Below are 23,774 nucleotides of genomic sequence, written 5' to 3'. Positions count from 1 at the left end.
ATTAGCGTCATGACACTATCACCGATGATGAAGCAATATTTTGCCATTAAAGAGCAATACAAGGACTGCCTGCTCATGTATAGACTGGGTGACTTCTATGAGCTCTTTTTTGACGATGCACTTACAACATCGAGAGAGCTGGAGTTGACTCTCACAGGCAGAAACTGTGGGCTTGAGGAGCGGGCTCCAATGTGTGGAGTTCCATTTCATGCAGCAAACTCCTATATAGCGAAGCTCGTGTCCAAGGGATACAAAGTAGCAATTTGCGAACAGATTGAGGATCCCAAGGAAGCTAAGGGGATTGTTAATAGAGAGGTTATCAGAATTATTACGCCGGGTACGATCGATATTGACGAGGCTACCAGTGCCAAGGACAATCTATATCTTGCATCGATATATGTAAACGGCAGCTCCAGCGCAATTGCTTATGTCGACATCACAACCGGTGAATTTAATGCGCTTGAGATAAAGGATGACGGTGACTGTGAGCAGCTGATTGCGGAGCTTTCACGAATCGTACCAAGGGAGATTATCTGCTACAGTAAAGACGCTTCAGCTTTTATTGACAGATATAGCAAAATGTCACCCGAAACTTATATAAATGAGATAGACGACTCATACTTCAAATATTCGTCTTGCGCCGACATTCTCAAGACCCAGTTTGGAGTCACGTCGCTTATCCCTCTGGATATACAGGACAGACGGGAGATAACCATTTCAGCCGGAGCGCTGCTGCTCTATCTGACGGAGACCGAGAAGCAGGCTTCGCCTCAGATTAAGCATCTCAATATTAAGGAATCTGACTCCGGCATGGTACTTGATCGTTCAACCATGCGAAACCTGGAACTGCTCGAGACTCAATACAACCATAGTCAAAAGGGCTCTCTTCTCGGCGTGATAGACAAGACGCATACCGCTATGGGAGGAAGACTTATTAGGAGATTTATCAAGGAGCCTCTCAACAATTCCAATGCTATCAACAAGCGACTCGATGCTGTCGAAGTGCTTGTTGATCTGCCTCTCAACAGAGCAAACATCGTAGCATCGCTCAAACACGTCTACGATTTTGAACGCCTTACTGCCAGAATCGCCAGCATGAGGGCTAACGGGAAGGACATGGTGGCACTCAAGACGACGCTTCACGAACTCCCCGCCATCAAGGATGAACTGAAGCACATAGATGCGCCTCTTTTAAATGAAATCTTTTCATCACTCGATGATTTTTCGTCGTTAGAGGAGCTCATTGAGAACTCTATAGTGGATGAACCTCCGTTTACAATAACTGATGGGGACTTGATTAAGTCCGGATATTCAACCGAGCTGGATAACCTCAAGCTGTCAATAAAGGATGCGAAGGCTTGGATAACAGGGCTAGAGGCTAAGGAAAAGGAAAGAACCGGCATCAAGAATCTAAAGGTGGGATTTAACAAGGTGTTCGGATACTATATTGATGTCAGCAAGTCCAATCTACCGCTTGTCCCGGATGATTACGTGCGCAAGCAGACGTTAGTCAACAATGAGCGTTACATAACTCCTGAGCTTAAGGAGAAGGAAAGTCTGGTCCTCTCAGCCGAGGCTAAGATCAACAGCTTGGAATACGAGATTTTCAAGGAGATCAGAGCTTCTATCGAGCCTTATATCGCGAGGCTGCAGAAAGCCTCAGCTTCTGTTGCGTTGCTCGATGTACTCACAGCTCTTGCAGCTGTAGCATCCCGGTACGGATACGTCAAGCCGGCGGTTGACGATTCAAATGTAATAGATATCAGAGAGGGTCGCCACCCTGCGGTTGAACAGATGATTGGAGAAGGACTCTTCGTTTCAAACAGCACCCTGCTCGATACCGTTTCCCGCAGCATGCTGATAATCACCGGACCTAATATGTCAGGCAAGTCTACGTATATGCGTCAGACAGCAATAATCGTGCTTATGGCTCAGCTGGGCTCTTTTGTACCTTGTGAGAGTGCTCACATCGGCGTTGTCGATAGGGTATTTACGCGTATAGGTGCTTCAGACAACCTTTCATATGGCCAGTCAACCTTTTACATTGAGATGAGTGAGCTAGCCAATATTCTGCGAAATGCAACTGATCGAAGCTTGATCATTCTCGACGAAATCGGACGGGGCACGAGTACCTTTGACGGGCTATCCATCGCCTGGGCTACAATAGAATATTTATCAAAACCGGGAAACTGCATCCGCACCATGTTTGCAACTCATTATCACGAACTGACTGTACTCGAGAGCAGGTTCGCCAATGTCAAAAATCTTTCCGTAGCAGTCAGCGAGCAGGGCAGCGATGTAGTGTTCCTGCACAAGATTTCTGAGCAACCGGCCAGCAAGAGCTACGGTATACATGTTGCTAAAATTGCAGGTGTTCCGGCGGAGATTAGAAGAAAGGCAAGCACCAAGCTGCGAGAGTTAGAATCGGATTCCGGCACATCTCCATTGACCAGTGATCAGATTTCTTTCTTTGGACAGAACTTTGAATCCTCGGAGGACGGTCGGTACGACGACGTAGTAGATGATATCAAGAGTATAGATCTCAATAATATCACCCCAATGGACGCAATGATTAAGCTCAAGGAACTTCAGCACAAGATAGAGGAGTTATAAATGATTAGAATTCTTGACGAATTTGTAGCAGATAAAATAGCTGCCGGCGAGGTTATCGAACGACCGCTCTCAATTGTAAAGGAACTTGTTGAAAATTCAATTGACGCCGGCTCCACACAGATAGTAATAGAGATCAGGAACGGCGGCAAATCATACATACGCGTAACTGACAACGGCTCGGGCATTGAGAGCAACGAAGTCGAACTGGCTTTTGAGAGGCACGCTACAGGCAAAATCGCGACACTCGGCGACCTCAATCATATAAGCACATTAGGCTTCAGAGGGGAAGCTCTTGCCAGCATTACAGCGATATCCCGGCTCACAGTCTATACCAAGACAGAGGCTGATGAGATGGGAACAAAGCTCAAAATGCAGGGAGGTAATACCATAGGTGCCGAGAAGACAGGTATGAATACGGGAACCACTATGGTTATCGAAGATGTATTTTACAACACTCCTGCCAGACGAAAATTCATGAAGAGCGATGCTGCTGAAGCTACTGTAATCATAGATATGATACAGAAGCTGGCTATATACTATTCTCACATAGCTTTTAGACTCATTAACAACAAGCAAACAGTAATATCGACTCCTGGAAATGGCGATAAACTCACTACCATACAGTCGATTTATCCGACTTACCGAGAATTGATCGAAATACAGGGGGAATATACCCATGGCTTTATATCTGATCCGGGCAGTACGAAGAGCAATAAACGCGGTCAGATATTTTTTGTCAACGGCAGGTATATCAACAGTCCCACAATCGAAAAGGGTATAGCAAAAGGATATGGTGATAGAGTGTTTTCGGGTCATCCGACTGCAATCCTCTTCATCGAGGTTAACCCGGAAGATATAGACGTCAATATCCATCCAAACAAAAAAGAGGTAAAATTTCTGCACGAGGATGAAATTGTCAGGGATATAGCAGCTGCAATCTTAAGAGTTATCAGCTCTGAAAATGCAATTCCCGCAGCAATCGGCTCCAGGTCGGAGGATAAGGCTACAGCCAGTGCTGCTTTTACGTCAACCTACCTTGATGATGACCGGAAAAAAGTAACGGAAGGCGAAAGCACCCAGGTCGACATTCGGTCATTTCTTGCGAATAGAACTCGGGTCGCAGATAATGATGATAATTGCAAATCTTACGGAGCAGACAAGAGCATGATTATTGACTCTTCGGAATATTCAAAGGTATCGGAAGCAGCCGAATCAAACAATATAAACGAAGAAATCATCTCCTCTGTTTCAGCTGATACTGTCGGTTCAAAAAACAACTCGCCCGAGGTATCAAAATCCAATGACACTGCTTCCGATAATGATATAATTAGTAAACGTATATCACTTAAGACTCCATCGGTAAGAGCCTTTGAATTCGATCAGCTTATTTACAAAGGGTACCTTTTCGATACATACATCATCATGCAATCGTCTGATGTCGCTTATCTGCTCGATCAGCACGCTGCACATGAACGAATTATGTACGAGAGATTTATCAATATGTACAACGAGGCGGAACACATCTCTCAGCCGATGCTGGTGCCATTCTCGATAGAGACATCCAGCGACGTGTATTCTGATGAACGCTTCTGGATGGATGATTTAACCAAGCTTGGATTTGATATCGACGACTTTGGAAATAATACTTTTATTATCAGAGGTATTCCGACATACATGGATAGAGGAGAGGCTGAGACGTTCCTGCGCACCTACATTGAGGACCCGGAATCACGATCTGAGAGGGGCAACACTGTTGTGGTTGATAAACTGATCATGAGGTCATGCAAAGCGGCTGTAAAGGGCAATAATCGCCTCAGTACACGAGAGATCAATGAGCTGCTCGAGCAGCTTTCAGGCTGTGTCAATCCATTCAGTTGCCCACACGGCCGACCTACCTTTATAAGGTTCACTCTATCTGAAATTTCACGCGCATTTAAGCGATAATGCGTTTACATAGAAGGGAAAGAAATATGACGACACTTAATGCGAAAAAGGTGTATATAATAGGGGGTCCGACAGCCGCCGGTAAGAGCGTGGTTGCTCTGTATCTCGCCAAGAGAATTCAGGGCGAAATCGTTAATTGCGATTCGGTTCAGCTGTATAAACACATGGATATCGGAAGTGCAAAGCCCTCCCTGAAGGATATGGCGGCAGCTCCACATCACCTTTACGGATTTGTAGATCCGGCACATGACATCACTGTCGCACAGTATCAGAAGCTGGCGTTCGAGCAGATTGATGAAATTATCTCGCGCGGCAAGACGCCGATAGTTGTAGGTGGAACGGGTTTATACCTCAATTCATTGATTTACAAGATGTCATTTGCTGCGAAGCCAATTAATCTCAAGAGACGTAGTGAACTCGAGCATCTGGCAGCTGAGCGAGGCAACGAATATCTGTTCGAACTGCTATCAGCAGTTGATCCTGAGGCAGCCGCACGGATTCATCCCAACAACCTGCGCAAGATTATCAGAGCGATAGAAGCTTACGAGCTTGGCTCAAAGCTGGAATCTATGGACAAGCTGGAGCCTAACACCGAGTATGACTTCAACATCAATATAATAAGCATGGACCGTAAATGGCTGTATACCCGCATCAACCGGCGCGTCGACAAGCTGATGGATGAAGGTCTTCTCAAGGAGGTCGAGCACCTGCTCGAGATGGGCTACAATCAGGATACGCCTGCTATGAAGGGAATCGGATATAAGGAGCTGATTTCATACCTGAACGGGGATATAACGCTGGATGAAGCCGTTAAAAACATCAAGACAAACACCAGGCACTATGCAAAACGTCAGCTAACTTGGTTCAAACGTTATCAAAACGCTCACTGGATAGAGATTCAGAGGGGTCAGACGGTCGGCAACATCGTCGACAACATCCTTGAGACTGGTAAATAACTGGGGAAGATATGGCTATCAATAAGACTACCGGGGACACCGTTCAAGGTGCCAAGCGGCTCAAAATTCACAACAAAAGCGACAAGCCTGACAATGTGATTGAGCGTGAAAATGAAATATACATGCAATGCGAGACCGTTGAACGGGAGCTGCCGAGTTTTCTGCGTTCATATTTTGTTTATTTGAAAGGCAATGTTCTCCCTATGTCGAGACTCGCATACCTCCACGATGTGCGATTTTTCTTTGATTATCTCATTGCAAACACATCGCTCACTGACGCCGACGTGCCAAAGGGAATTAAGCTCGAAGAGATTCAGCAGATTACCGCCATGGATGTAAATCTCTACATCGATTACTGCCGCAAGTACACGGTCGATGACGGAGACAAAATAATAATTTACGAGAACAACAACAAGACACTGGCTCGCAAGAAGTCCTCGATTTCCGTGATGTTCAAGCAGCTATACCGAGACGGATTCCTCGAAGCCAATATTACAGATGGATTCGACCCCATAAGAGTTCCCAAGCCGGGCGAGCGTGAAATCAAGGCTCTGCAAGATGATGAGGTAATGGTCATGCTCGATGCAGTAACTACAGGTTCGCATCTCACGCCACATGAACGCAAATACTGGGAGAAGACAAGGCTAAGAGACAAGGCGATTTTAATGCTTTTTCTGACCTACGGACTCAGGCTTTCCGAGCTGCAGCAGCTCAACATATCTTCATTCAACTTTTCGCGTGGCGAATTTACCATTTATCGCAAGCGAGGTAAGGAATCCAAGATGCCGATCAACAGCTCGATCCAGCTGACACTTCAGGATTACCTAGGCAACGAGCGAAGTACCATAGCCGAGGAGTCCGAAGTGGACGAAGACGCGCTATTCCTGTCTTTGCAGGGAAGACGTATGACCGCGAGAGCAATACGTGAGCTTGTAAAAAAATATACGGCTATTGCGCTTAACACGACTAAACACAACGGCTACAGTCCACACAAGCTTCGTGCAACTGCAGCTACCAGCCTTATCGGACGCGGCAATTCAATCTACGACGTGCAGGCGCTGCTTGATCACGAACAGGTTACCACTACACAGCTCTACGCTTCCCACAAAATGAATGTCAAGCGAGAGCTGGTCAAGGATATGGAATGGGAACTGGAGAGAAAGGACAACGACTGATGACAAGCTATAACAAGCATCTAATTAAAGACTTTGGCATTAAGCCGGAGGTTCTGGAATTGATAGACAAGGCGGAAGCCAAGCTAAAGGACAAGTTCGATACACTTGAGGATATATGCGCTATTAACCAGCTTAAGGTGCTGAACGCATTTCAGGAGAATAACATCAGCGACACTCACTTTAGTTGGAACACCGGCTACGGATATGATGACGCCGGCCGTAATGCTGTAGAAAATGTATATGCGAGCATTTTCAACACGGAGTCAGCTCTTGTAAGACCTAACATCGTAAATGGGACACACGCTCTGTCGACGACTCTTTTTGGACTTCTCAAGCCCGGCGAAGAGCTGATATATGTAACCGGCAGGCCATATGATACTTTGCAAACCGTAATCGGTATTAACGAACACGAATACATGGGCACTCTGACCGACTATAGTATCCAATACAGCGAAGTTGCGCTAAATGGTGATCTCGATGTCGATCTCGAGGCCATCAAGGCTGCGCTTCACGACAATACAAGAGTTATAGCAATGCAGCGTTCGACAGGCTACGACTGGAGACCTGCTATCACACTCGATAGTATTCGCAAGGTCACAAAATTGATACATGAAATTCGTCCTGACATCATCGTCATGGTCGATAATTGTTATGGAGAGTTCGTAAGTGAGGAAGAGCCGACAGACTTCGGTGTTGACGTCATCGCAGGATCACTTATCAAGAATCCTGGTGGCGGCCTCGCACTTTCCGGCGGATATATCTGCGGAAGGAGAGAGCTCGTTGAGCGAATTTCGTACAGACTCACGTGTCCAGGTATAGGGGCGGAATGCGGACTTACTTTTGGGCAGAACAGGGCTGTATTACAGGGAATATTCCTCGCTCCAAAGGTCGTAAATGCAGCTCTTCGCGGTGCTATGCTGTGCGGTACGGTGTACGACATGCTCGGATATGAGGTATGTCCACCGGTGACGGCTGAAAGAAGCGATATCGTAGAGGCCATCAAATTCAACGATCCTGATCTCGCTATCACATTTATCCAGGCTATCCAGTCCGCAGCACCTATTGATGCCTATGTTACGCCAATCCCTTGGGATATGCCCGGTTACGACGATCAGGTCATAATGGCCGCCGGCGCATTCGTACAGGGATCATCAATAGAGCTCAGCGCCGATGCGCCTCTGCGTGAACCGTACATAGCCTACTATCAGGGCGGGCTTACTTACGAACACGCTAGATTCGGTATCATCAAGAGCTTGCAGCAGTTAGTGGATAAGGGCTTAATCGATGTCAAGAAAGCACAGAAAAATATCTGAATACAGAGAACACATGCGAGAGACCAAGGAGAGTTGGCGCCTGTTCAAGGAAGACGTGCACGTCAACGTTCAGAATTCAACCTTTAAGAACCGTGTAATCGCTCTCCTCAAGCTCTTCGTGCTTATTTTTATAATGATAGGGCTTCCAATCATCTTATTTCTGATGTTCAGGAATACATTGTTTAATAAAGATTATCTGTTAAATATTCCAAATAAGCTTGAAGATTTTAAGACTTTTGCTTTCATTCCGCTGATTATCTTGCAAATAGTTCAGATTATCGTCTGTTTTATTCCCGGGCAGCCGATACAGTTTGCTTCCAGTTATTTGTACGGAATACTTGGTGGATATTTGATATCTATTATCGGAGCACTTATCGGTTCGACGATCACTTATTTTCTCGCCAGATTCCTCGGAAACGAATCGCTTCACCTCATATTTGGAGAGCAGAAGGTAAGCTCATATGTGCGCAAGCTCAACAGTAAACGCTCTTATATGCTTATCTTCCTTATATACCTGATTCCGGGTATTCCAAAGGACTTCGTAAGTTATGTAGCCGGAGTTTCTAATATAAGACTGCGTCCATTTCTTGTTCTTTCGACACTGGGAAGGACTCCTGGAATTATCGAAAGCCTGTTATTTGGTGCTTTTTTAGCCGATAAGAACTACATTGGTCTTGTAATAGTTGTCGCAGTAAGTCTTTCTATCCTTTGGTTCTGTATTACAAGGCGAGAAGCGATTATGAATTTAATAGGTTCATACGAAGATACTACCGATGATAACTGATTAGAAGTCTAAAACGGTGTACACCGTATAACGGATGACACCGAGATTGTTGCATTTATATTGTAAATTCATAATAAAAAGGAAAATATTATGTCGAAAAAGGACAAAATAGAAAAGACTAATGCGATGAGACAGCTTGATAGCGTCGGCATTGAACACGCAATAGGAGAATATGAATATGACGAGACAGAACTCTCCGGAGAGCATGCAGCTGAAGCGCTTGGCATATCAAAAGACGAAATTTTCAAGACACTCGTGACGAGGTCAAACACCGGAGATTACTTCGTGTTTGTAGTTCCGGTAGCTTCTGAGCTCAATCTTAAAAAGGCTGCATCAGCGGCCGGAGTAAAAAAGATAGAAATGATTCACGTCAAGGAACTTCTACCTCTTACAGGTTACGTACGAGGCGGTTGCTCACCGATAGGAATGAAGAAACCTTTTCCCACATTTATCGATGAAACAGCCATGCTATATGACAGGATTTACATTTCAGCAGGCAAAAGGGGAGCTCAGATAATTATTAACGGCGAAGTACTGGCTGATTTTATAGGAGCCTTATTAGTAGATATTACTGCGTAGAATGCGTAGAAAATATCGGTAAATGTAATAAAATTTAATATATACAGTCATAAAAGTGCTGCAATTACTGGACTGCAGCACTTTTTATTTTTTTCAAACATTTGTTCGATTTTCTATTGACTTCTCCTGGGCATAGCGTTATACTATGAGTACTTCAAAAGAACATTTGTTCTTTTATTTAAAATATAAGGATTTGACTTTTAGCAAGTCTATCTGGGAGGATGTTATTATGAAGAAGAGATATAAGATTGTATCACCAGTTAGATTCTTTATTTTTGTTTTGATTGTTATCTTGAGTTTGACCGTGCTCGTATACAATTTGCTCGGTTTTGCAGCGACTGAAGCCGGCACGACAGATACGTATAGACAAGTCGAGATTCATCAGAATGATACATTATGGTCAATTGCAGATAGATATTGTGGCAAGTCAATTGACCCTCGTACTGCTGTAGATAAGATATGTAATATAAACGGCATCAACGCATCTGATGTGCAGCCCGGGGATACCATTCTGGTTCCGGTAGAATCCTAATAGACGTCGTTATAAGCTATAAGATAAACTTGGATTTTTTGAGGCTTATATTTCGCTTTAGAGGCGTTTTTTTAGAAATTAGGGTATAGTTATCCACGTAATTTCTATATGGATAATCAGATTATGTACTATGTACATCTCAATTATTAATTAGGTATTGATACAGTGTTAATCACTTGTTGTCAAATACATAAAGCTCCATTTACACGGCTGCCGCAAGGCAGTCGCTTTCGAGCATTATATACTATTCCCAAAATTATGATTTTAGGAATAGTTATGCCTGTCTTGATCCCTTCTCTTCTAATCTAATGTGCCCACGCCCCTTAATTAATAAGACTTGGCACCATATATTCCTGTTGTTATCAGTGCTATTGGACCAACGTGTACTCCCAGATACGGACTTACTACCGCCCAGGTCGGCGGTAGTACCGCAACTAAGAGAGCAAGGGTTAACACCTCTCTGTGTTTACCCTTGCTGTTTTTATGATCAAATTCAACTCTTTTATTCATACAATATGTCTCTTTCCTACTATCTCATTGTGATATAGCCGTGATACGAAGTCATGTTGTCTGATCTGGCTATATCCGATAAGAAGATACCCGAGATTCCATACGACTTCTTGAGGTATGGGAAGTCTTGAGTTTCAGCCCATGCCGGCTTAGCCACCTTCTTGCTTGCGTTTTCAGTAGCTGTAACCCACGCAGACTGGCACGGAAACCACATCTCGACCAGGCGATCAAACTCGCAATTATTTACTTCCTTGATAATCCTGCTGGATAGGCATCTTAAGCACTCATCCTGTTCGGTGTATGCCGGGATAAGCTCTTCCTTGATCCACTTGTCGCCTTCTTCCTGACTTATACCTTCAGGGTAACGAACCACGAACTGCCATCTGTAGTTAGGACCATCCTCAACCGTTCTGCCTTCCCCCTTGAAATCTTCTTCCCACCAAACTGGTACAAAAGCGAATATAAATGGAACTGTTCCAAGCTCCTCGTTCCCCTTCGTCGATCTGGCATCGTCACCTTCAAAGTTCTCTTCTTTTCCTTTTTCAATCAAGTGAGACTTTCCTTCATCAGGAATATTGTTCTGCCATACGAGTACGTCCTTAGGGAAGAACTCTGTCAGCGCCTTATGATGAACAAACTCTCTGATGTCATTTGGATTTGCCAGCCAGTAATGTTCAGTCATCTGCATCCTTACGGTTCCAAATCTCTCACCTCCCGGAGGTGTTGGAAGCGCCTGGTAGAATGCGTACTTAGATACATAAGGTCCAAACTGCGAAATGCTATCCGGAATGTGATATCTGTACAGCCAATTCTCAAGCTTTATTCTGTAATCTTCATGAGCCAAATCGACATAGATAAGGCTTCTAACTGGATAAAAATCAGGTCTCTTCATCGTGTTCTCTCCTCCTAATACGCCCCAAACTGCGTAAATTGCCAATCGCTTACAATCAATTAATTGATATCATTATTATAATTATAATAATATCTTTTCCAATTATCTTCTAAGCCGTTAATCATTTAAACGCAAACTGCTATTGGAAATTATATCCCGGTTCCTGCATTACTCGTGGCAAATCGCTCTTGATGCTTTGTCAGCAACCGGGTACCAAACCATAGCGATAATTAGCGTAGGGATGTAACATGGAATGAATCCAGCTACAACAGCAAACAAATACTCGCTCATTGTTCCGTGACCGGCAACAAATACTCCAAATGCAGTCATCACAAGATCAAGAATAACTACAAAGAATAGAGCAATAATCATATTTGCAAGTAGGCCGAACTTGAAGGTATTGTCCTCTGCGTGCTTACTTGCAAACTTAAACCCAATCATTCCAACTGGTAAGAAGTTAATAAAGAATGTCAGCACATAAGCTAGGCAAAAGCTTGGAATAAATCTTTCCATACTTAGGTTTCCACCGAGTGCAAGTGCAACGATTGTTACAACAATGCTCAATGGCAAATCCATAATTAGTGCATATACTGCTGTTAGTTTTTTACTCTTAGGCATAATCACCCCTCCATCCATCAAAGAAACTAATCAATAGTCCAAAATCGTTAAAATCAAAACGACCATGTTCGTTTATATTCTAAACAAACATGGTCGTTTTGTATAATTGAATATCGGGTATGCATTACATAACCGCGCTGTTATATTACATAGGCATATCAAAGGAAAGACTTGCAGTTTATTATAGGCCCTGCACCGCATCCTTTATTATCTGATAGAGCTCTCTCACCTCGTCATTAGTGCTGCTATTAATAATCGCTACACTTACATATTCAGCTTCAATAAGATCTAAAGCTCCTATATCCGCATCCTTTAGATATCCCGTATATTCGTCACAAATCGCAACACCAAGGTTATACCTGACGCAATTTACCATAGATTCAAAATTGTTTACGAACTGAATATTAGGCCGAATCCCGTACGGTTGCATAGATGTGTTGATACTCTTTACAATTGAATCGTCCATTATACTCCACGGTGCAAAGAATTTCTCATTTACGAAATCTTCAGGAGACAGCTCAGCCTTGGAAGCAATAGGATTATATTTACAATAAATGAGTTTTTTCCTCGCAGTCAAGATATTGCTGCTCTCTATCTCAGCAAATGAATCAAATGTACTCTTGAGAGAAATCGCAAGATTCACTTCATCAGTAAGGAGCATTGTCGACAGTTCCTTAGCTCCATAGTAATTAATGATGATATCGACATATCCATGAGAATCTCTGAATTCCTTAATCACTCTGGTGAGCCAGGGTGAAAAATCCCAGCCCTCAAGTATACCGACAGTTATAGTCTGACTCGTAACTCCCTCGAGCTCTGAGACCTCGTGCTTGATGTTTCCCATCTCTGCCTTGTATCTGCTAAAAAAATCATAATACCGCCTACCGGCCTCTGTAAGCTCAGTGCGCTTGTTATTTCTAATAAAGAGTTTAACCCCTAATTCCTTCTCCATAAGCGCAATCTGTTTAGAAATAGCGGGTTTGAGAGACAAATAGCTCTTCCGAAGTCTTGGTAAAACTTGAGTTAGTAGCTACGGCCATAAAATAATCGATTTGAAGGTCATTCATGTCATTCATCGCCCTTTTACACACAAGTGATAACTTCAATTCATACAATGTACGCCTAGCCGCTACGTTCGTCAAGCAGCAGCTAGGCTTTTCTTCCTGGTGTTCCTAGTGATGGAATAATCTAAATCCTGTAAATGCCATTGCGATTCCGTACTTGTTGCACGACTCAATTACCAGGTCGTCACGAGTTGATCCGCCAGGCTGAGCAATATATGTTGCACCGCTCTCATGAGCTCTGTCAATATTGTCGCTAAATGGAAAAAACGCATCCGACGCAACAGAAACGCCGCTTATCGCAGAGAGGATTTTTTTCTTCTCCTCAATTGTAAATGGCTGTGGCTTTTCGCAGAAGAGTGTCTCCCACTCGATATCTCCACGTGACTCTGGCGTATCCTCCATAGCAATATATCTGTCGATAAAATTATCCTTATCAGGTCTCTTGACCCCCCTTTTGAATGGCAGATTCAGAACCATATCTGTCTGTCGCAGATGCCAGTTATCTGCCTTTGCTCCGGCAAGTCTGGTACAATGTACCCTCGACTGCTGTCCTGCTCCTACACCAATAGTCTGTCCATCAACAGCATATGCAACTGAATTGGACTGCGTGTATTTAAGCGCAATAAGGGCAATTACGAGATCCTCCTTTGCCTCCTCCGTAATATTCTTATTTTCCGTTACAACCTGCTCTAGGCACGACCTGTCAATCTTGATGTCGTTATGCTTCTGTTCAAAGGTTATCCCAAATACCTGTTTTGTCTCCACATCCGGAGCCTTGAAATCCGATTTAACCTTGAGAATAAGATAATTGCCCTTTTTCTTCTGCTTGAGAAGCTCAAGAGCTTCATCTGTAAATCCGGGTGCAATGATGCCATCAGAAACCTCGCGCTTGACGAGTCTTGCGCAGGTCTCATCGCACACATCGCTTAGTGCGATAAAATCTCCAAAAGATGACATTCTATCTGTACCTCTAGCTCTGGCGTAGGCAGTTGCAATTGGAGATTCATCGAGCCCGGGAACATCATCAACAAAGCAAGCCTTCTTAAGCCTATCGCTCATAACTCTGCCAACAGCTGCAGCGGACGGGCTAACATGCTTAAAGGACGCAGCAGCAGCCTTTCCTGTTGCTGCTTTGATTTCACTCACCAGCTGCCATCCGTTAAGTGCATCCAGCAGGTTGATATACCCGGGTCTGCCATTCAGAACCTCGAAAGGCAGCTCAGAACCATCTTCCATATATACAGAAGCCGGTTTCTGATTAGGATTACATCCATATTTTAGTTCGATATTTTTCATTAATTCCACCACCCTAACACTAATAAAGCGAAATCATAAGTTAATCTCTGTCTCGATTGCCTTTTGTGGATGACGCCCGATGATAGGATCTATCACATCGCTGATTAATTCCTCGACCTGTGAATGACTTCTACCCACATACAACTTCGGATCCATAGCCGCCATAATTTCATCCCTTGATAATCCAAAAGATGAATCATTGGCAATCCTATCTACAAGGTCGTTGTTGAGACCATCTCTCTTGACTCTTAGTGTTGCAGCATGTGAATGGATCCTAATCTGCTCGTGCAGCGCCTGTCTGTTGCCGCCCTTCTTAACGGCCTCCATCATTATGTTCTCAGTTGCAATGAACGGAAGCTTTTCCATTGTACGAGCATTTATTACTTTAGGGTACACTACCATATCACTTGTGATATTGATATACAGATTAAGAATCCCGTCCAAAGCTAAAAAAGCTTCAGGGACCGAAATTCTCTTGTTAGCCGAGTCATCCAGGGTTCTCTCAAACCACTGCGTAGCAGCTGTAATAGCCGGATTTAGCGAATCAATAATGACATATCTGGCAAGCGATGTGATTCTTTCGGATCTCATTGGATTGCGTTTGTAAGGCATCGCAGATGATCCAATCTGATGCCTCTCAAAAGGCTCCTCCATCTCGCCGAATGACTGCAGAATTCTAAGATCATTAGAAAACTTTGATGCGCTCTGTGCAAGCCCTGAAAGCGACGATAATATGTTAGCGTCTACTTTACGAGTGTACGTCTGTCCTGAAACCGGGACACATCCGGACACGCCAAAGGTATTTGCTATAATCTCGTCAAGCTTCTTGACTTTGGATTCATCGTTGTTAAAGAGCTCCATGAAGCTGGCCTGAGTACCGGTTGTACCCTTTGAGCCAAGCATGCGAAGATCCGTGAGTCTTCGCTCAAGCTCAACCACATCAAGGGATAGTTCATACATCCACAGCGAAGCTCTCTTGCCAACCGTTGTGAGCTGAGCCGGCTGAAGATGTGTATACGCCAGACAAGGCATATCTTTGTATTCTCTCGCAAATTTCTTGAGATTGATAAGCACCTGTACAGACTTCTCAAGAATCAGCTCAAGAGCCTTCTTCATCAACAGAACGTCGGTATTATCACCAACGTAACACGATGTAGCACCGAGATGAATTATAGCCTCTGCCTTGGGGCAACGCTTGCCGAATGCATATACGTGACTCATTACGTCATGGCGAACATCCTTCTCACGAGCTTCGGCAACCTCAAAATCCACAATATCCTTATTGGCTTCCATCTCCTGAATCTGTTCTTCAGTGATATCAAGCCCCAGCTCGCGCTCTGCTTTAGCTAGAGCAATCCACAGCTCATGCCAGGTAGTGAATTTCTTCTTTTCGGAGAAGATATACTTCATCTCCTTGCTCGCATATCTGGTCGACAGCGGCGACATATATTGCAATCTTGTAGTTTCCATTAGTCCCCCATCCTCTTATTGTAAATTTTAACTTCCCTCTCGAGCGTATCAAAATCAATCATCATAGTGCACAGAGCAATCTTATTGTCTGCATCCAGGCTGTTCCAGATTGTCTCGCTAAATTCTTCAAAGGAATCGGGAATTCTGAACAACTTTGGTTCCCCTTCAAATGTAGGTAATGGCGAATCATTGCCCTCATAGGTATGTATGAAATGTCCTGTGTTATCTCGAGATGCATACTCATAGAAATATCTGCTGCAATCAGTTCCATGACCATCTGAATCCTTGAGAATGCTGAGCTTGTAGGAACCATCTACCATATTCAGAATGCTGCTGATTCTAGGAGTGAAGTGCGGAGCGTCCGGCTCAAAGCATCTAGTTCTGAGAGCTTCTTCAAAAGTTTTTCCCTCGTTGAGGAATTCCTCGACTGTATCGGTTTGATCGCCATTAGTGACAATAAGATTTCTACCGTTAGTCTTAACGGGATAATATATGATGAGTGTTGGATCTATTTCGGCATTCTTATCAAACGGTGCGATAGCAATCATATCGGCATCTTGGTAAAACACTCTGTTACGGCTATTTTCACTTCTTCCCATTATAAAATAGGCAACGGCAATCCTCCTTGATGTTTTTCCAATCAGGATGCCCCTGCCCCAATAGTCATTAGAAGCGAGAAAACTAAGTTCGTTAATTTGTATCTTGTTCATTGCTCACCCTATCTAAATAACTCTGCAATATTATTATAGCTGCCTGCTTATCTATTACCTTTTTGCGGTCGCCCCTTTTAACATCGCCGGCTATGAGGATGTTTTCCGCAAGTTTGGTTGTAAATCTTTCATCTTGCCACACAAGCTTTACATGTGCAAGACCTGAACTTCTAAGCTTATTTTCAAGCATAGTACGGAATTCACGTACTTTTTCAGTCTGTATACTGTCGGTTCCGTCAAGGCCAAGAGGAAGCCCTACCACAATAGTATCACACTCGTATTCGCGCACTAAACCAAGCACCTTGGTAGTGTCCTTTCGAATACCAACACGCTCTATCGTAGTGACTCCCTGCGCAGTGATATCCAGCAGATCACTTACTGCAATTCCTATCGTCTTATCACCGACATCAAGTCCTATTTTTCTCATAAATAATTCTATTTATCCAGTTCAAGATAAGACTTGAGGATCTCCTCAAGGAGCTCGTCTCTATCAATCTTGAGAATCAAATTTCTGGCATCATTGTGGCTTGTAATATAAGATGGATCACCGGATGTCAAGTAGCCTACCATCTGATCGATAGCATTATAGCCTCTCTCCTGTAGGGAATCATAAATCTGATGAAGCGCTTCTTTATTGGAAAGCTGTTTCATCTTTGCGCTTTCAAACAAAATAGTGTCCTTGCTCATATCTGCCTCCTATTTTATAAAATCATATAAAAATATATTTTAGTTGATAGGCAAATAAGTCTGTTACACATCTGCCCGTCGACTTGCTAACTTTATTTACTTACTACCAGCTTCTCTGCCAGCGCAAATGCCTCATCCAGCTTGCTCACATCCTTAGCCCCAGCCTGAGCCATACCGGCCTTGCCACCGCCATTTCCACCAGCCACCTGAGCTATTTCCTTAACAAGCTTCCCTGCATGGAAGCCATCACTTACAAGCTCGTCACTTACCGAAACTATGATAGCAATCTTGCCATCATTAACTGCAGCTGCCACAAATATAGATTTGCTCTCCCTGGATTTGATAGCATCAGCCATCTCTCTGAGCTGTTCTACGTCCGTATTGTCAAATCTTCTCGTAATTAGCTTGATGCCATTGATATCAACGCCAGCCAAGATAACGTCGTCAAGAGCCCCCGCAAGCTCATCTGCTTTTAATGATTTAACTGTCTTCTCCAGCTCCTTATTATCGGCAACTAGCTGTGCAGCCCTCTTTTCCAGATCATTTGGATTAGATTTAATAGCTGTACATACGTTTGAAATCAGGCTTTCCTTACTCTCAAGATAATCGATAACCTGAGTTCCGGTAATCGCCTCAATTCTTCTAATTCCGGATGCAATACCAACTTCAGCTGTAATCCTGAAGGCTCCGATTTTGCCGGTATTATCGATATGAGTACCACCACAGAACTCGACGCTGTAGTCGCCCATGCTTACAACTCTGACAATCTCACCGTACTTTTCACCGAAAATTGCCGTAGCCCCCAGCTTCTGAGCTTCTTCAATTTTCATCTCCTGCATGCGGATAGGGAGAAATGCATCAATCTTGGCATTTACAATATCCTCAACCTGCTTGATCTGTGCAAAACTCATCGCCTCAAAGTGATTGAAATCAAATCTCAAATACGCTTCGTCCACGTATGATCCGGCCTGGGCTACGTGATCGCCCAGTACATCCTTAAGAGCCTGCTGCAAGATATGAGTAGCGCTGTGCCCTCTAGCGGTTCTGTTTCTGCAAACAGCATCTATCTTAAGCATCGCCTTATCTCCGGCACTTACAGCATCAGCCGATTCATCGACAAAGTGCAGATAAATGTCATTCTCTTTTGTTACATCCACTACATGGTAGTCATTTCCTGCGACAGTAATTACTCCGGCATCGTGTAGCTGTCCGCCACCCGTAGCGTAAAATGGAGTTCTGTCAAAAATCAGTATATCCTTGCCATCGTTACTGCTGGAATACAGCACCTCAGCTTCGGCTTCAGTTTCAGTGTATCCGAGGAATTCAGTCTTAGGCAGCTTGTCGTACTCTGCAGCATCCTTCCATGCTACCTCAGCTGTAGACTTCTGACCCTGACGAGCCAGTTCCTTCTGCCGATTCATGTTATCCTTGAAACCATCCATATCCACAGTGATGCTTCTATCGGCAAGAATTTCTTCAGTCATCTCAACAGGGAAGCCATATGTATCATATAGCTTAAACGCATCTGCACCATCTAGCACTGTCCTTCCGGACCTTTCCAGTGCAGCGGCGTACTCTTCGAGAATCCCCAGGCCCTTATCCATCGTCTTTGCAAACTGTTCTTCCTCGATAGTAATTATTTTCTTTATATAGTCATACTTGTCAACGAGTTCGGGGTAAGCACTCCCGGAAACTTCAACTACAGAATCCATCAGCTCTGCCAAGAAATTTTTCTCTTTGATTCCAAGAAGCCTCCCTTGCCTGGCAGCTCTCCTGATAAGACGTCTAAGCACGTATCCTCTGCCCTCGTTGCTGGGCATAATACCATCAGCAATCATAAAGACCATAGAACGCAGGTGGTCGGTAATAATTCTAAGACTGACATCAGCTGTGTCATCACCGGCTTGATACTTCACATCCGCCATCTTCGCAACAGCATCCAGAATTCTTCTGATAGTATCTATATCAAAGATAGAATCAACATCCTGCATGATGCATGCAAGTCTCTCAAGGCCCATTCCGGTATCGATATTAGGATGCGCGAGGTTTGAATATGATCCATCCTCTTCCTTAGAGAACTGTGAGAACACATGATTCCAAAACTCGATATATCTATCACATTCGCATCCAGGCTTGCAGTCAGGATCGCCACAGCCGTATTCCTCTCCTCTATCATAGTAAATCTCTGAACATGGTCCGCATGGACCAAGTCCAATCTCCCAGAAATTGTCTTCCTTACCAAGTCTAACGATTCTCTCTTCAGGCATTCCCAGCTTAACCCAAATATCGTGCGCCTCATCGTCATCAGTGTAGATAGTAGCCCATAGCTTGTCAGTTGGCATCTTGAGATACTGTGTTATAAATTCCCATCCCCAAGTCAGCGACTCTTCCTTGAAATAGTCTCCAAAGCTGAAGTTTCCGAGCATTTCAAAGAAAGTCCCATGGCGAGATGTCTTACCGACGTTTTCTATGTCTCCGGTCCTAATACACTTCTGGCATGTAGTCATCCTCTTTGAGGGTGGAGTTTCAACACCTGCAAAATATGGTTTAAGTGGTGCCATTCCCGAGTTGATGATGAGCAAGCTCTTATCATTCTTAGGAATAAGCGATGCACTACCTGCCGCATAGTGACCCTTACTAACGAAGAAATCACGGAACATATCTCTTATTTCGTTAAGACCCAGTTTTTCCATTCAACAACACTCTCCCTTATATACAATGCCTATATTGTATACTGAAACTCCAATATTCTCAAGCAATTAGCACTCCGGTATCTCAATTAATCTACTATTTCTATGCTTTCAAGTTGACTTTTCACATCAGCCCTTATTTCAGCTAAAAATTCTCTTCTGAGTTCAGCTTGCTCAAGCACTTCATCAGGAGTAAGGCCCTCAGATTTTTTCTTGTGAGCAAGCTCATTGATTCTATCGATTTTTTCCTTTTTCATTGATCCTCCATCATAAAATATCCTATTATGTAAGCATGTCATACTCACTTTTGTGAGTATGACATGCACGCGACGTATACGTACTATTTATCCATCTTGCTTCTCTTAACAAGAGTCTCGTATCTATCGTTCGCCTGCTTTGCAGCTTCAGCGAAAAGCTGCTTAGCTCTCTTAGGATTAGTCTGCTCTAGAGCCCTATATCTGACCTCACCCTTCAAAAAATCATTGTATTCAAGAGTCGGCTTCTTGCTGTCCAGCATCAAGGGATTTTGGCCATTTGCCGTCCTTCGAGGATCGAATCTAAATAGATTCCAATATCCTGACTGTACAGCCTTCTTCATCTCGTTCATCGAGCAATTCATACCGGCTCTAATGCCATGATTAATACATGGTGAGTACGCGATTACAATCGATGGTCCATTATATGACTCGGCTTCTCTAAGAGCAGCAAGCGTCTGACTTGGATTTGCACCCATCGCAACTTGTGCAACATATACGTATCCGTACGACATCGCAATCTCAGCGAGATTCTTCTTGCCTACAGTCTTACCAGATGCAGCAAACTGTGCGATAGCACCGGCAGGTGTCGCCTTTGAAGCCTGCCCTCCGGTATTGGAATAAACTTCAGTATCAAATACCAATATATTGACATTTTCGCCGGATGCGATTACGTGGTCAAGACCGCCGTATCCGATATCGTAAGCCCAGCCATCGCCACCAAAAATCCACATTGATGGTTTTGGCAGTAAATCCCGATTGTTCATCACAAATTTAGCATCATCGTTGTCGCTGCCAGAGCATACACTTATCAGCTTGGCTGCCGCCAACTCAGCTACACGGTCATCATCCATGGCTTCGATCCACTCTGTTGCCTCCTTGTGGAACGCCTTTTTGTCAGCCAATCTCTTAACCGCTGATCTCATTTCATTTCTGCGGGTTTTCATTGAAATAGCCATACCTAAACCAAACTCCGCATTGTCTTCAAACAGAGAGTTGGACCACGCCGGACCTCTACCCTCACGATTGATGGTATAAGGCGTACTTGGAGCGCTTCCGCCCCAGATTGAGGAACAACCAGTAGCGTTAGCGATAAACATTCTATCACCAAATAGCTGTGTAACAAGTTTAGCATACGGGGTCTCACCACATCCCGGGCAAGCTCCCGAAAACTCGAGTAGAGGCTTGATAAATCCGATATTCCTTGGATTTTCCCTATTGCCATCAAGTATCCGCTCGTCAGTATGGTCATTTGCATATTCAAACACCTTCTGCTGAGCAGCGGAACGCTCGTCTTCATAAGGAATCATCTTTAGCGCCTTTTCCTTTGCAGGACACACATCGACACAAGAACCACAGCCGGTGCAGTTGACAGTAGATACGGAGATCATGAACCGGAAGTCGCCATTAGCCTTTGATTGTAAGGTGATTCCACCTGCTGCCTTCGCATCCGCATCGCTGAGAGCAAAAGGTCTGATTACACCATGCGGACACGAATATGCACAGAGATTGCACTGTATGCAGTTATCAGCTATCCATAGTGGAACATCTATTGCGATCCCTCGCTTTTCAAATGCTGCGGTTCCTGCCGGAATAAGTCCGTCTGCAAAATCAAGGAACTTAGAGGTAGGAATCTCATCGCCCTTCATAGCAGCGTCTGTAATCAATATATCATTGAGATACTTAACCATCTCCGGTCTGTCTGATTGAAGCTCTACCTTGTCGTCACTAACGGTTATCGACCTCCAGAGGTCAGGCACTGCAACCTTGTGAACATGCGAAACACCGGCATCTACAGCTTTGCAGTTCATAGACACGATATCATCACCCTTGCTAATATAGCTCTTCTTGATTGCGGCCTTCATGTAATCTACCGCCTCTTCGATAGGCATTATATTAACAAGCTTAAAGAACGCTGCCTGAAGTACAGTATTAGTTCTTCTAGATCCGAGACCGACTTCATTGGCAAGCTTGACAGCGTCACACGTATAAAACTGAATGTTGTTTTCAGCGATGTATCTTTTAGCAGCAGCAGGCAGATTCTTATCTAGCTCCTCATCAGACCAGCTACAGTTTAGAAGGAATATGCCGCCGGGATTTACATCCTGTACAATGTCATACTTATGCATGTACGACGCACTATGACATGCGATGAAATCAGCAGAGTTAACATAATAGGTTGATCTTATTGGATTGTCTCCAAATCTCAAATGAGAAATAGTAACTCCGCCAGACTTTTTGGAATCATACTGGAAGTAAGCCTGAACATACCTGTCTGTATGATTTCCTATAATCTTGACACTATTTTTATTAGCTCCAACAGTTCCATCAGCACCAAGTCCCCAGAACTTACATGCAACTGTTCCCTCAGCCGAAACTATTGGGTTTGATTTTCTCTCCAACGATAGATTTGTCACATCGTCTGTGATGGAGATGGTAAATTCTTTCTTAGGTATGTCAGAAGCCATGTTGTCATACACAGCAATGATATCGCCAGGCTGTGTGTCCTTTGATCCGAGTCCATAACGACCTCTTGTCAATTTAACGCGAATATCCTCAGCATCTGCAAGCGCAGAGACAACATCCAGATAGAGGGGCTCACCATTTGAACCCGGCTCCTTTGTTCTGTCTAAAACAGAGATATTCTTAACTGTATTAGGGAGTTCTTCTACAAAACATTTGCTAGAGAACGGTCTAAACAGCCTAACCTTTATCAATCCAACCTTTCTACCGTCGTTTTTATTAAGGTAATCAACAACTTCCGCTGCAGTTTCGCATACGGATCCCATCGCGACGATTACATCTGTGGCATCAGGTGCTCCATAATAGTTAAATGGCTTATAATCAGTGCCGATACATTTATTAACCTGATCCATAACGCCTTTAATTATATCAATTGATTCATCGTAGGATTTATTTCTAGCTTCATTATGTTGAAAAAATGTCTCTGGCTGTTCAGCAGATCCCATTAGATGAGGATGACATGGATTGTTGGCGCGATTCCTAAATTTGTCCACTGCATCATAATCCAGCAGAGATCCCAGCGTATCATAATCCCATACCTCAATCTTCTGCTGCTCATGGCTCGTCCTGAATCCGTCAAAAAAATGAAGTATTGGCATGCTCGACTTAATCGCAGCAAGATGAGATACTGCAGCGAGATCCATAACCTCTTGAGGACTATTCGCAGCAATCATTCCAACGCCAGTTGCTCTAGCAGCCATGACGTCGGAGTGATCTCCAAATATGGATAGTGCATGCGTAGATACAGCCCTTGCTGCTACGTGAAATACGCCAGGTAACTGTTCACCGGCGATTTTATACATATTGGGAATCATTAGCAATAATCCCTGAGATGACGTATATGTGCTTGTTAAAGCGCCTGTGTTGAGAGCTCCGTGTACAGCTCCGGCTGCGCCGCCCTCTGACTGCATCTCCACTATGCAAACCTTTTCCCCAAACAGATTCTTCCGTCCTTCTGAAGCCCATTTATCAATATTTTCGGCCATGACTGAAGATGGCGTGATCGGGTAAATCGCGGAAACTTCCGAAAAAGCATATGCAACATGAGCCGCAGCCGTGTTGCCATCCATAGTCTTCTTTATCCTTTTTACTTTATTCATCCTAGATGCCCCAACTTTCTTTATTTCAATGGCTATAGTTTAACATGATTCATATATCCATTCA

At 43.9% G+C, this 23,774-nt stretch carries 20 protein-coding genes; 8 read left to right on the top strand and 12 right to left on the bottom strand.

Annotated elements, in window-relative coordinates; translation table 11 throughout:
- Positions 1 to 9 precede the first annotated feature (9 nt).
- The 8 genes from mutS (at position 10) to HMPREF1152_RS07760 (ending at position 9,896) form a co-directional block, all read left to right on the top strand.
- Positions 10 to 2,613 carry a DNA mismatch repair protein MutS gene (mutS, locus tag HMPREF1152_RS07795; protein ID WP_009644798.1) on the top strand — a complete coding sequence of 868 codons (2,604 nt, stop codon included), beginning with the start codon at positions 10 to 12 and terminating at the stop codon, positions 2,611 to 2,613.
- The gene (mutL, locus tag HMPREF1152_RS07790) at positions 2,614 to 4,557 is read left to right on the top strand and encodes a DNA mismatch repair endonuclease MutL (protein ID WP_009644809.1); all 1,944 of its coding nucleotides are present in this window, start codon (positions 2,614 to 2,616) and stop codon (positions 4,555 to 4,557) included.
- A gap of 26 nt (positions 4,558 to 4,583) precedes the next feature.
- Positions 4,584 to 5,513 carry a tRNA (adenosine(37)-N6)-dimethylallyltransferase MiaA gene (miaA, locus tag HMPREF1152_RS07785; RefSeq protein WP_009644775.1) on the top strand — a complete coding sequence of 310 codons (930 nt, stop codon included), beginning with the start codon at positions 4,584 to 4,586 and terminating at the stop codon, positions 5,511 to 5,513.
- A gap of 11 nt (positions 5,514 to 5,524) precedes the next feature.
- Positions 5,525 to 6,688, top strand: a complete 1,164-nt coding sequence (locus tag HMPREF1152_RS07780) for a tyrosine-type recombinase/integrase (protein WP_009644671.1) — start codon at positions 5,525 to 5,527, stop codon at positions 6,686 to 6,688.
- Positions 6,688 to 8,001, top strand: a complete 1,314-nt coding sequence (locus HMPREF1152_RS07775) for a methionine gamma-lyase family protein (RefSeq protein ID WP_009644852.1) — start codon at positions 6,688 to 6,690, stop codon at positions 7,999 to 8,001. The genes HMPREF1152_RS07780 and HMPREF1152_RS07775 overlap by 1 nt, the downstream gene beginning before the upstream one ends.
- Entirely contained in the window at positions 7,973 to 8,785 is an 813-nt protein-coding gene (locus HMPREF1152_RS07770; protein ID WP_036381529.1) for a TVP38/TMEM64 family protein, read from the top strand. The genes HMPREF1152_RS07775 and HMPREF1152_RS07770 overlap by 29 nt, the downstream gene beginning before the upstream one ends.
- A 90-nt stretch (positions 8,786 to 8,875) precedes the next feature.
- Complete coding sequence (gene ybaK, locus HMPREF1152_RS07765; protein WP_009644759.1) at positions 8,876 to 9,364, top strand: Cys-tRNA(Pro) deacylase; 489 nt, start codon at positions 8,876 to 8,878, stop codon at positions 9,362 to 9,364.
- Between the two features lie 229 nt (positions 9,365 to 9,593).
- Positions 9,594 to 9,896, top strand: coding sequence for a LysM peptidoglycan-binding domain-containing protein (locus HMPREF1152_RS07760; RefSeq protein WP_009644686.1), 303 nt, complete (start codon positions 9,594 to 9,596; stop codon positions 9,894 to 9,896).
- Positions 9,897 to 10,223: 327 nt separating this feature from the next.
- On the opposite strand, the gene HMPREF1152_RS07755 is transcribed toward HMPREF1152_RS07760, so the two are convergent.
- The 12 genes from HMPREF1152_RS07755 to nifJ form a co-directional block, all read right to left on the bottom strand.
- A complete protein-coding gene (locus tag HMPREF1152_RS07755; protein WP_036381532.1) occupies positions 10,224 to 10,406 on the bottom strand; it encodes a hypothetical protein in 183 nt (60 codons plus the stop codon).
- 19 nt (positions 10,407 to 10,425) lie between these two features.
- A complete protein-coding gene (locus HMPREF1152_RS07750; protein ID WP_009644653.1) occupies positions 10,426 to 11,298 on the bottom strand; it encodes a hypothetical protein in 873 nt (290 codons plus the stop codon).
- Between the two features lie 168 nt (positions 11,299 to 11,466).
- Positions 11,467 to 11,916 (bottom strand): hypothetical protein, encoded by a 450-nt coding sequence (locus tag HMPREF1152_RS07745; RefSeq protein ID WP_009644724.1) that lies wholly within the window; start codon positions 11,914 to 11,916, stop codon positions 11,467 to 11,469.
- A 181-nt stretch (positions 11,917 to 12,097) separates the two neighbouring features.
- Positions 12,098 to 12,907, bottom strand: a complete 810-nt coding sequence (locus tag HMPREF1152_RS07740) for a LysR family transcriptional regulator (RefSeq protein WP_009644857.1) — start codon at positions 12,905 to 12,907, stop codon at positions 12,098 to 12,100.
- Between the two features lie 181 nt (positions 12,908 to 13,088).
- Positions 13,089 to 14,276: a phosphoribosylaminoimidazolecarboxamide formyltransferase gene (locus HMPREF1152_RS07735; protein ID WP_009644629.1), complete on the bottom strand. Its 1,188-nt coding sequence runs from the start codon at positions 14,274 to 14,276 to the stop codon at positions 13,089 to 13,091.
- Positions 14,277 to 14,309: 33 nt separating this feature from the next.
- On the bottom strand, positions 14,310 to 15,746 hold the full coding sequence (purB, locus tag HMPREF1152_RS07730) for an adenylosuccinate lyase (RefSeq protein WP_009644702.1): 1,437 nt from the start codon (positions 15,744 to 15,746) through the stop codon (positions 14,310 to 14,312).
- Positions 15,746 to 16,456, bottom strand: a complete 711-nt coding sequence (locus HMPREF1152_RS07725; protein ID WP_009644667.1) for an IMP cyclohydrolase — start codon at positions 16,454 to 16,456, stop codon at positions 15,746 to 15,748. The genes purB and HMPREF1152_RS07725 overlap by 1 nt, the downstream gene beginning before the upstream one ends.
- Entirely contained in the window at positions 16,437 to 16,883 is a 447-nt protein-coding gene (gene ruvX, locus HMPREF1152_RS07720) for a Holliday junction resolvase RuvX (protein ID WP_009644727.1), read from the bottom strand. Before ruvX ends, HMPREF1152_RS07725 begins: the two co-directional genes overlap by 20 nt.
- 8 nt (positions 16,884 to 16,891) lie before the next feature.
- Positions 16,892 to 17,143 (bottom strand): IreB family regulatory phosphoprotein, encoded by a 252-nt coding sequence (locus HMPREF1152_RS07715; protein ID WP_009644620.1) that lies wholly within the window; start codon positions 17,141 to 17,143, stop codon positions 16,892 to 16,894.
- 92 nt (positions 17,144 to 17,235) lie between these two features.
- On the bottom strand, positions 17,236 to 19,836 hold the full coding sequence (gene alaS / locus HMPREF1152_RS07710) for an alanine--tRNA ligase (protein WP_009644799.1): 2,601 nt from the start codon (positions 19,834 to 19,836) through the stop codon (positions 17,236 to 17,238).
- Positions 19,837 to 19,922: 86 nt separating this feature from the next.
- Positions 19,923 to 20,090, bottom strand: coding sequence for a DUF896 domain-containing protein (locus HMPREF1152_RS09435; RefSeq protein ID WP_009644681.1), 168 nt, complete (start codon positions 20,088 to 20,090; stop codon positions 19,923 to 19,925).
- Positions 20,091 to 20,173: 83 nt separating this feature from the next.
- Complete coding sequence (gene nifJ, locus HMPREF1152_RS07705) at positions 20,174 to 23,710, bottom strand: pyruvate:ferredoxin (flavodoxin) oxidoreductase (protein WP_036381543.1); 3,537 nt, start codon at positions 23,708 to 23,710, stop codon at positions 20,174 to 20,176.
- Positions 23,711 to 23,774: the final 64 nt, after the last annotated feature.

Origin of the sequence: Mogibacterium sp. CM50 (genome assembly GCF_000293155.1) — a bacterium.
Taxonomy (GTDB): domain Bacteria; phylum Bacillota; class Clostridia; order Peptostreptococcales; family Anaerovoracaceae; genus Mogibacterium; species Mogibacterium timidum.
The sequence above is the reverse complement of the archived record's forward strand: the minus strand, read 5'-3'. Positions and strand labels throughout refer to the sequence as shown.

Excerpts from the sequence above, each read along its gene's own strand:
- mutS (WP_009644798.1), top strand. The coding sequence starts at position 10 with ATGACACTATCACCGATGATGAAGCAATATTTTGCCATTAAAGAGCAA.
- mutL (WP_009644809.1), top strand. The coding sequence starts at position 2,614 with ATGATTAGAATTCTTGACGAATTTGTAGCAGATAAAATAGCTGCCGGC.
- miaA (WP_009644775.1), top strand. The coding sequence starts at position 4,584 with ATGACGACACTTAATGCGAAAAAGGTGTATATAATAGGGGGTCCGACA.
- HMPREF1152_RS07780 (WP_009644671.1), top strand. The coding sequence starts at position 5,525 with ATGGCTATCAATAAGACTACCGGGGACACCGTTCAAGGTGCCAAGCGG.
- HMPREF1152_RS07775 (WP_009644852.1), top strand. The coding sequence starts at position 6,688 with ATGACAAGCTATAACAAGCATCTAATTAAAGACTTTGGCATTAAGCCG.
- HMPREF1152_RS07770 (WP_036381529.1), top strand. The coding sequence starts at position 7,973 with ATGTCAAGAAAGCACAGAAAAATATCTGAATACAGAGAACACATGCGA.
- ybaK (WP_009644759.1), top strand. The coding sequence starts at position 8,876 with ATGTCGAAAAAGGACAAAATAGAAAAGACTAATGCGATGAGACAGCTT.
- HMPREF1152_RS07760 (WP_009644686.1), top strand. The coding sequence starts at position 9,594 with ATGAAGAAGAGATATAAGATTGTATCACCAGTTAGATTCTTTATTTTT.
- HMPREF1152_RS07755 (WP_036381532.1), bottom strand. The coding sequence starts at position 10,406 with ATGAATAAAAGAGTTGAATTTGATCATAAAAACAGCAAGGGTAAACAC.
- HMPREF1152_RS07750 (WP_009644653.1), bottom strand. The coding sequence starts at position 11,298 with ATGAAGAGACCTGATTTTTATCCAGTTAGAAGCCTTATCTATGTCGAT.
- HMPREF1152_RS07745 (WP_009644724.1), bottom strand. The coding sequence starts at position 11,916 with ATGCCTAAGAGTAAAAAACTAACAGCAGTATATGCACTAATTATGGAT.
- HMPREF1152_RS07735 (WP_009644629.1), bottom strand. The coding sequence starts at position 14,276 with ATGAAAAATATCGAACTAAAATATGGATGTAATCCTAATCAGAAACCG.
- purB (WP_009644702.1), bottom strand. The coding sequence starts at position 15,746 with ATGGAAACTACAAGATTGCAATATATGTCGCCGCTGTCGACCAGATAT.
- HMPREF1152_RS07725 (WP_009644667.1), bottom strand. The coding sequence starts at position 16,456 with ATGAACAAGATACAAATTAACGAACTTAGTTTTCTCGCTTCTAATGAC.
- ruvX (WP_009644727.1), bottom strand. The coding sequence starts at position 16,883 with ATGAGAAAAATAGGACTTGATGTCGGTGATAAGACGATAGGAATTGCA.
- HMPREF1152_RS07715 (WP_009644620.1), bottom strand. The coding sequence starts at position 17,143 with ATGAGCAAGGACACTATTTTGTTTGAAAGCGCAAAGATGAAACAGCTT.
- alaS (WP_009644799.1), bottom strand. The coding sequence starts at position 19,836 with ATGGAAAAACTGGGTCTTAACGAAATAAGAGATATGTTCCGTGATTTC.
- HMPREF1152_RS09435 (WP_009644681.1), bottom strand. The coding sequence starts at position 20,090 with ATGAAAAAGGAAAAAATCGATAGAATCAATGAGCTTGCTCACAAGAAA.
- nifJ (WP_036381543.1), bottom strand. The coding sequence starts at position 23,710 with ATGAATAAAGTAAAAAGGATAAAGAAGACTATGGATGGCAACACGGCT.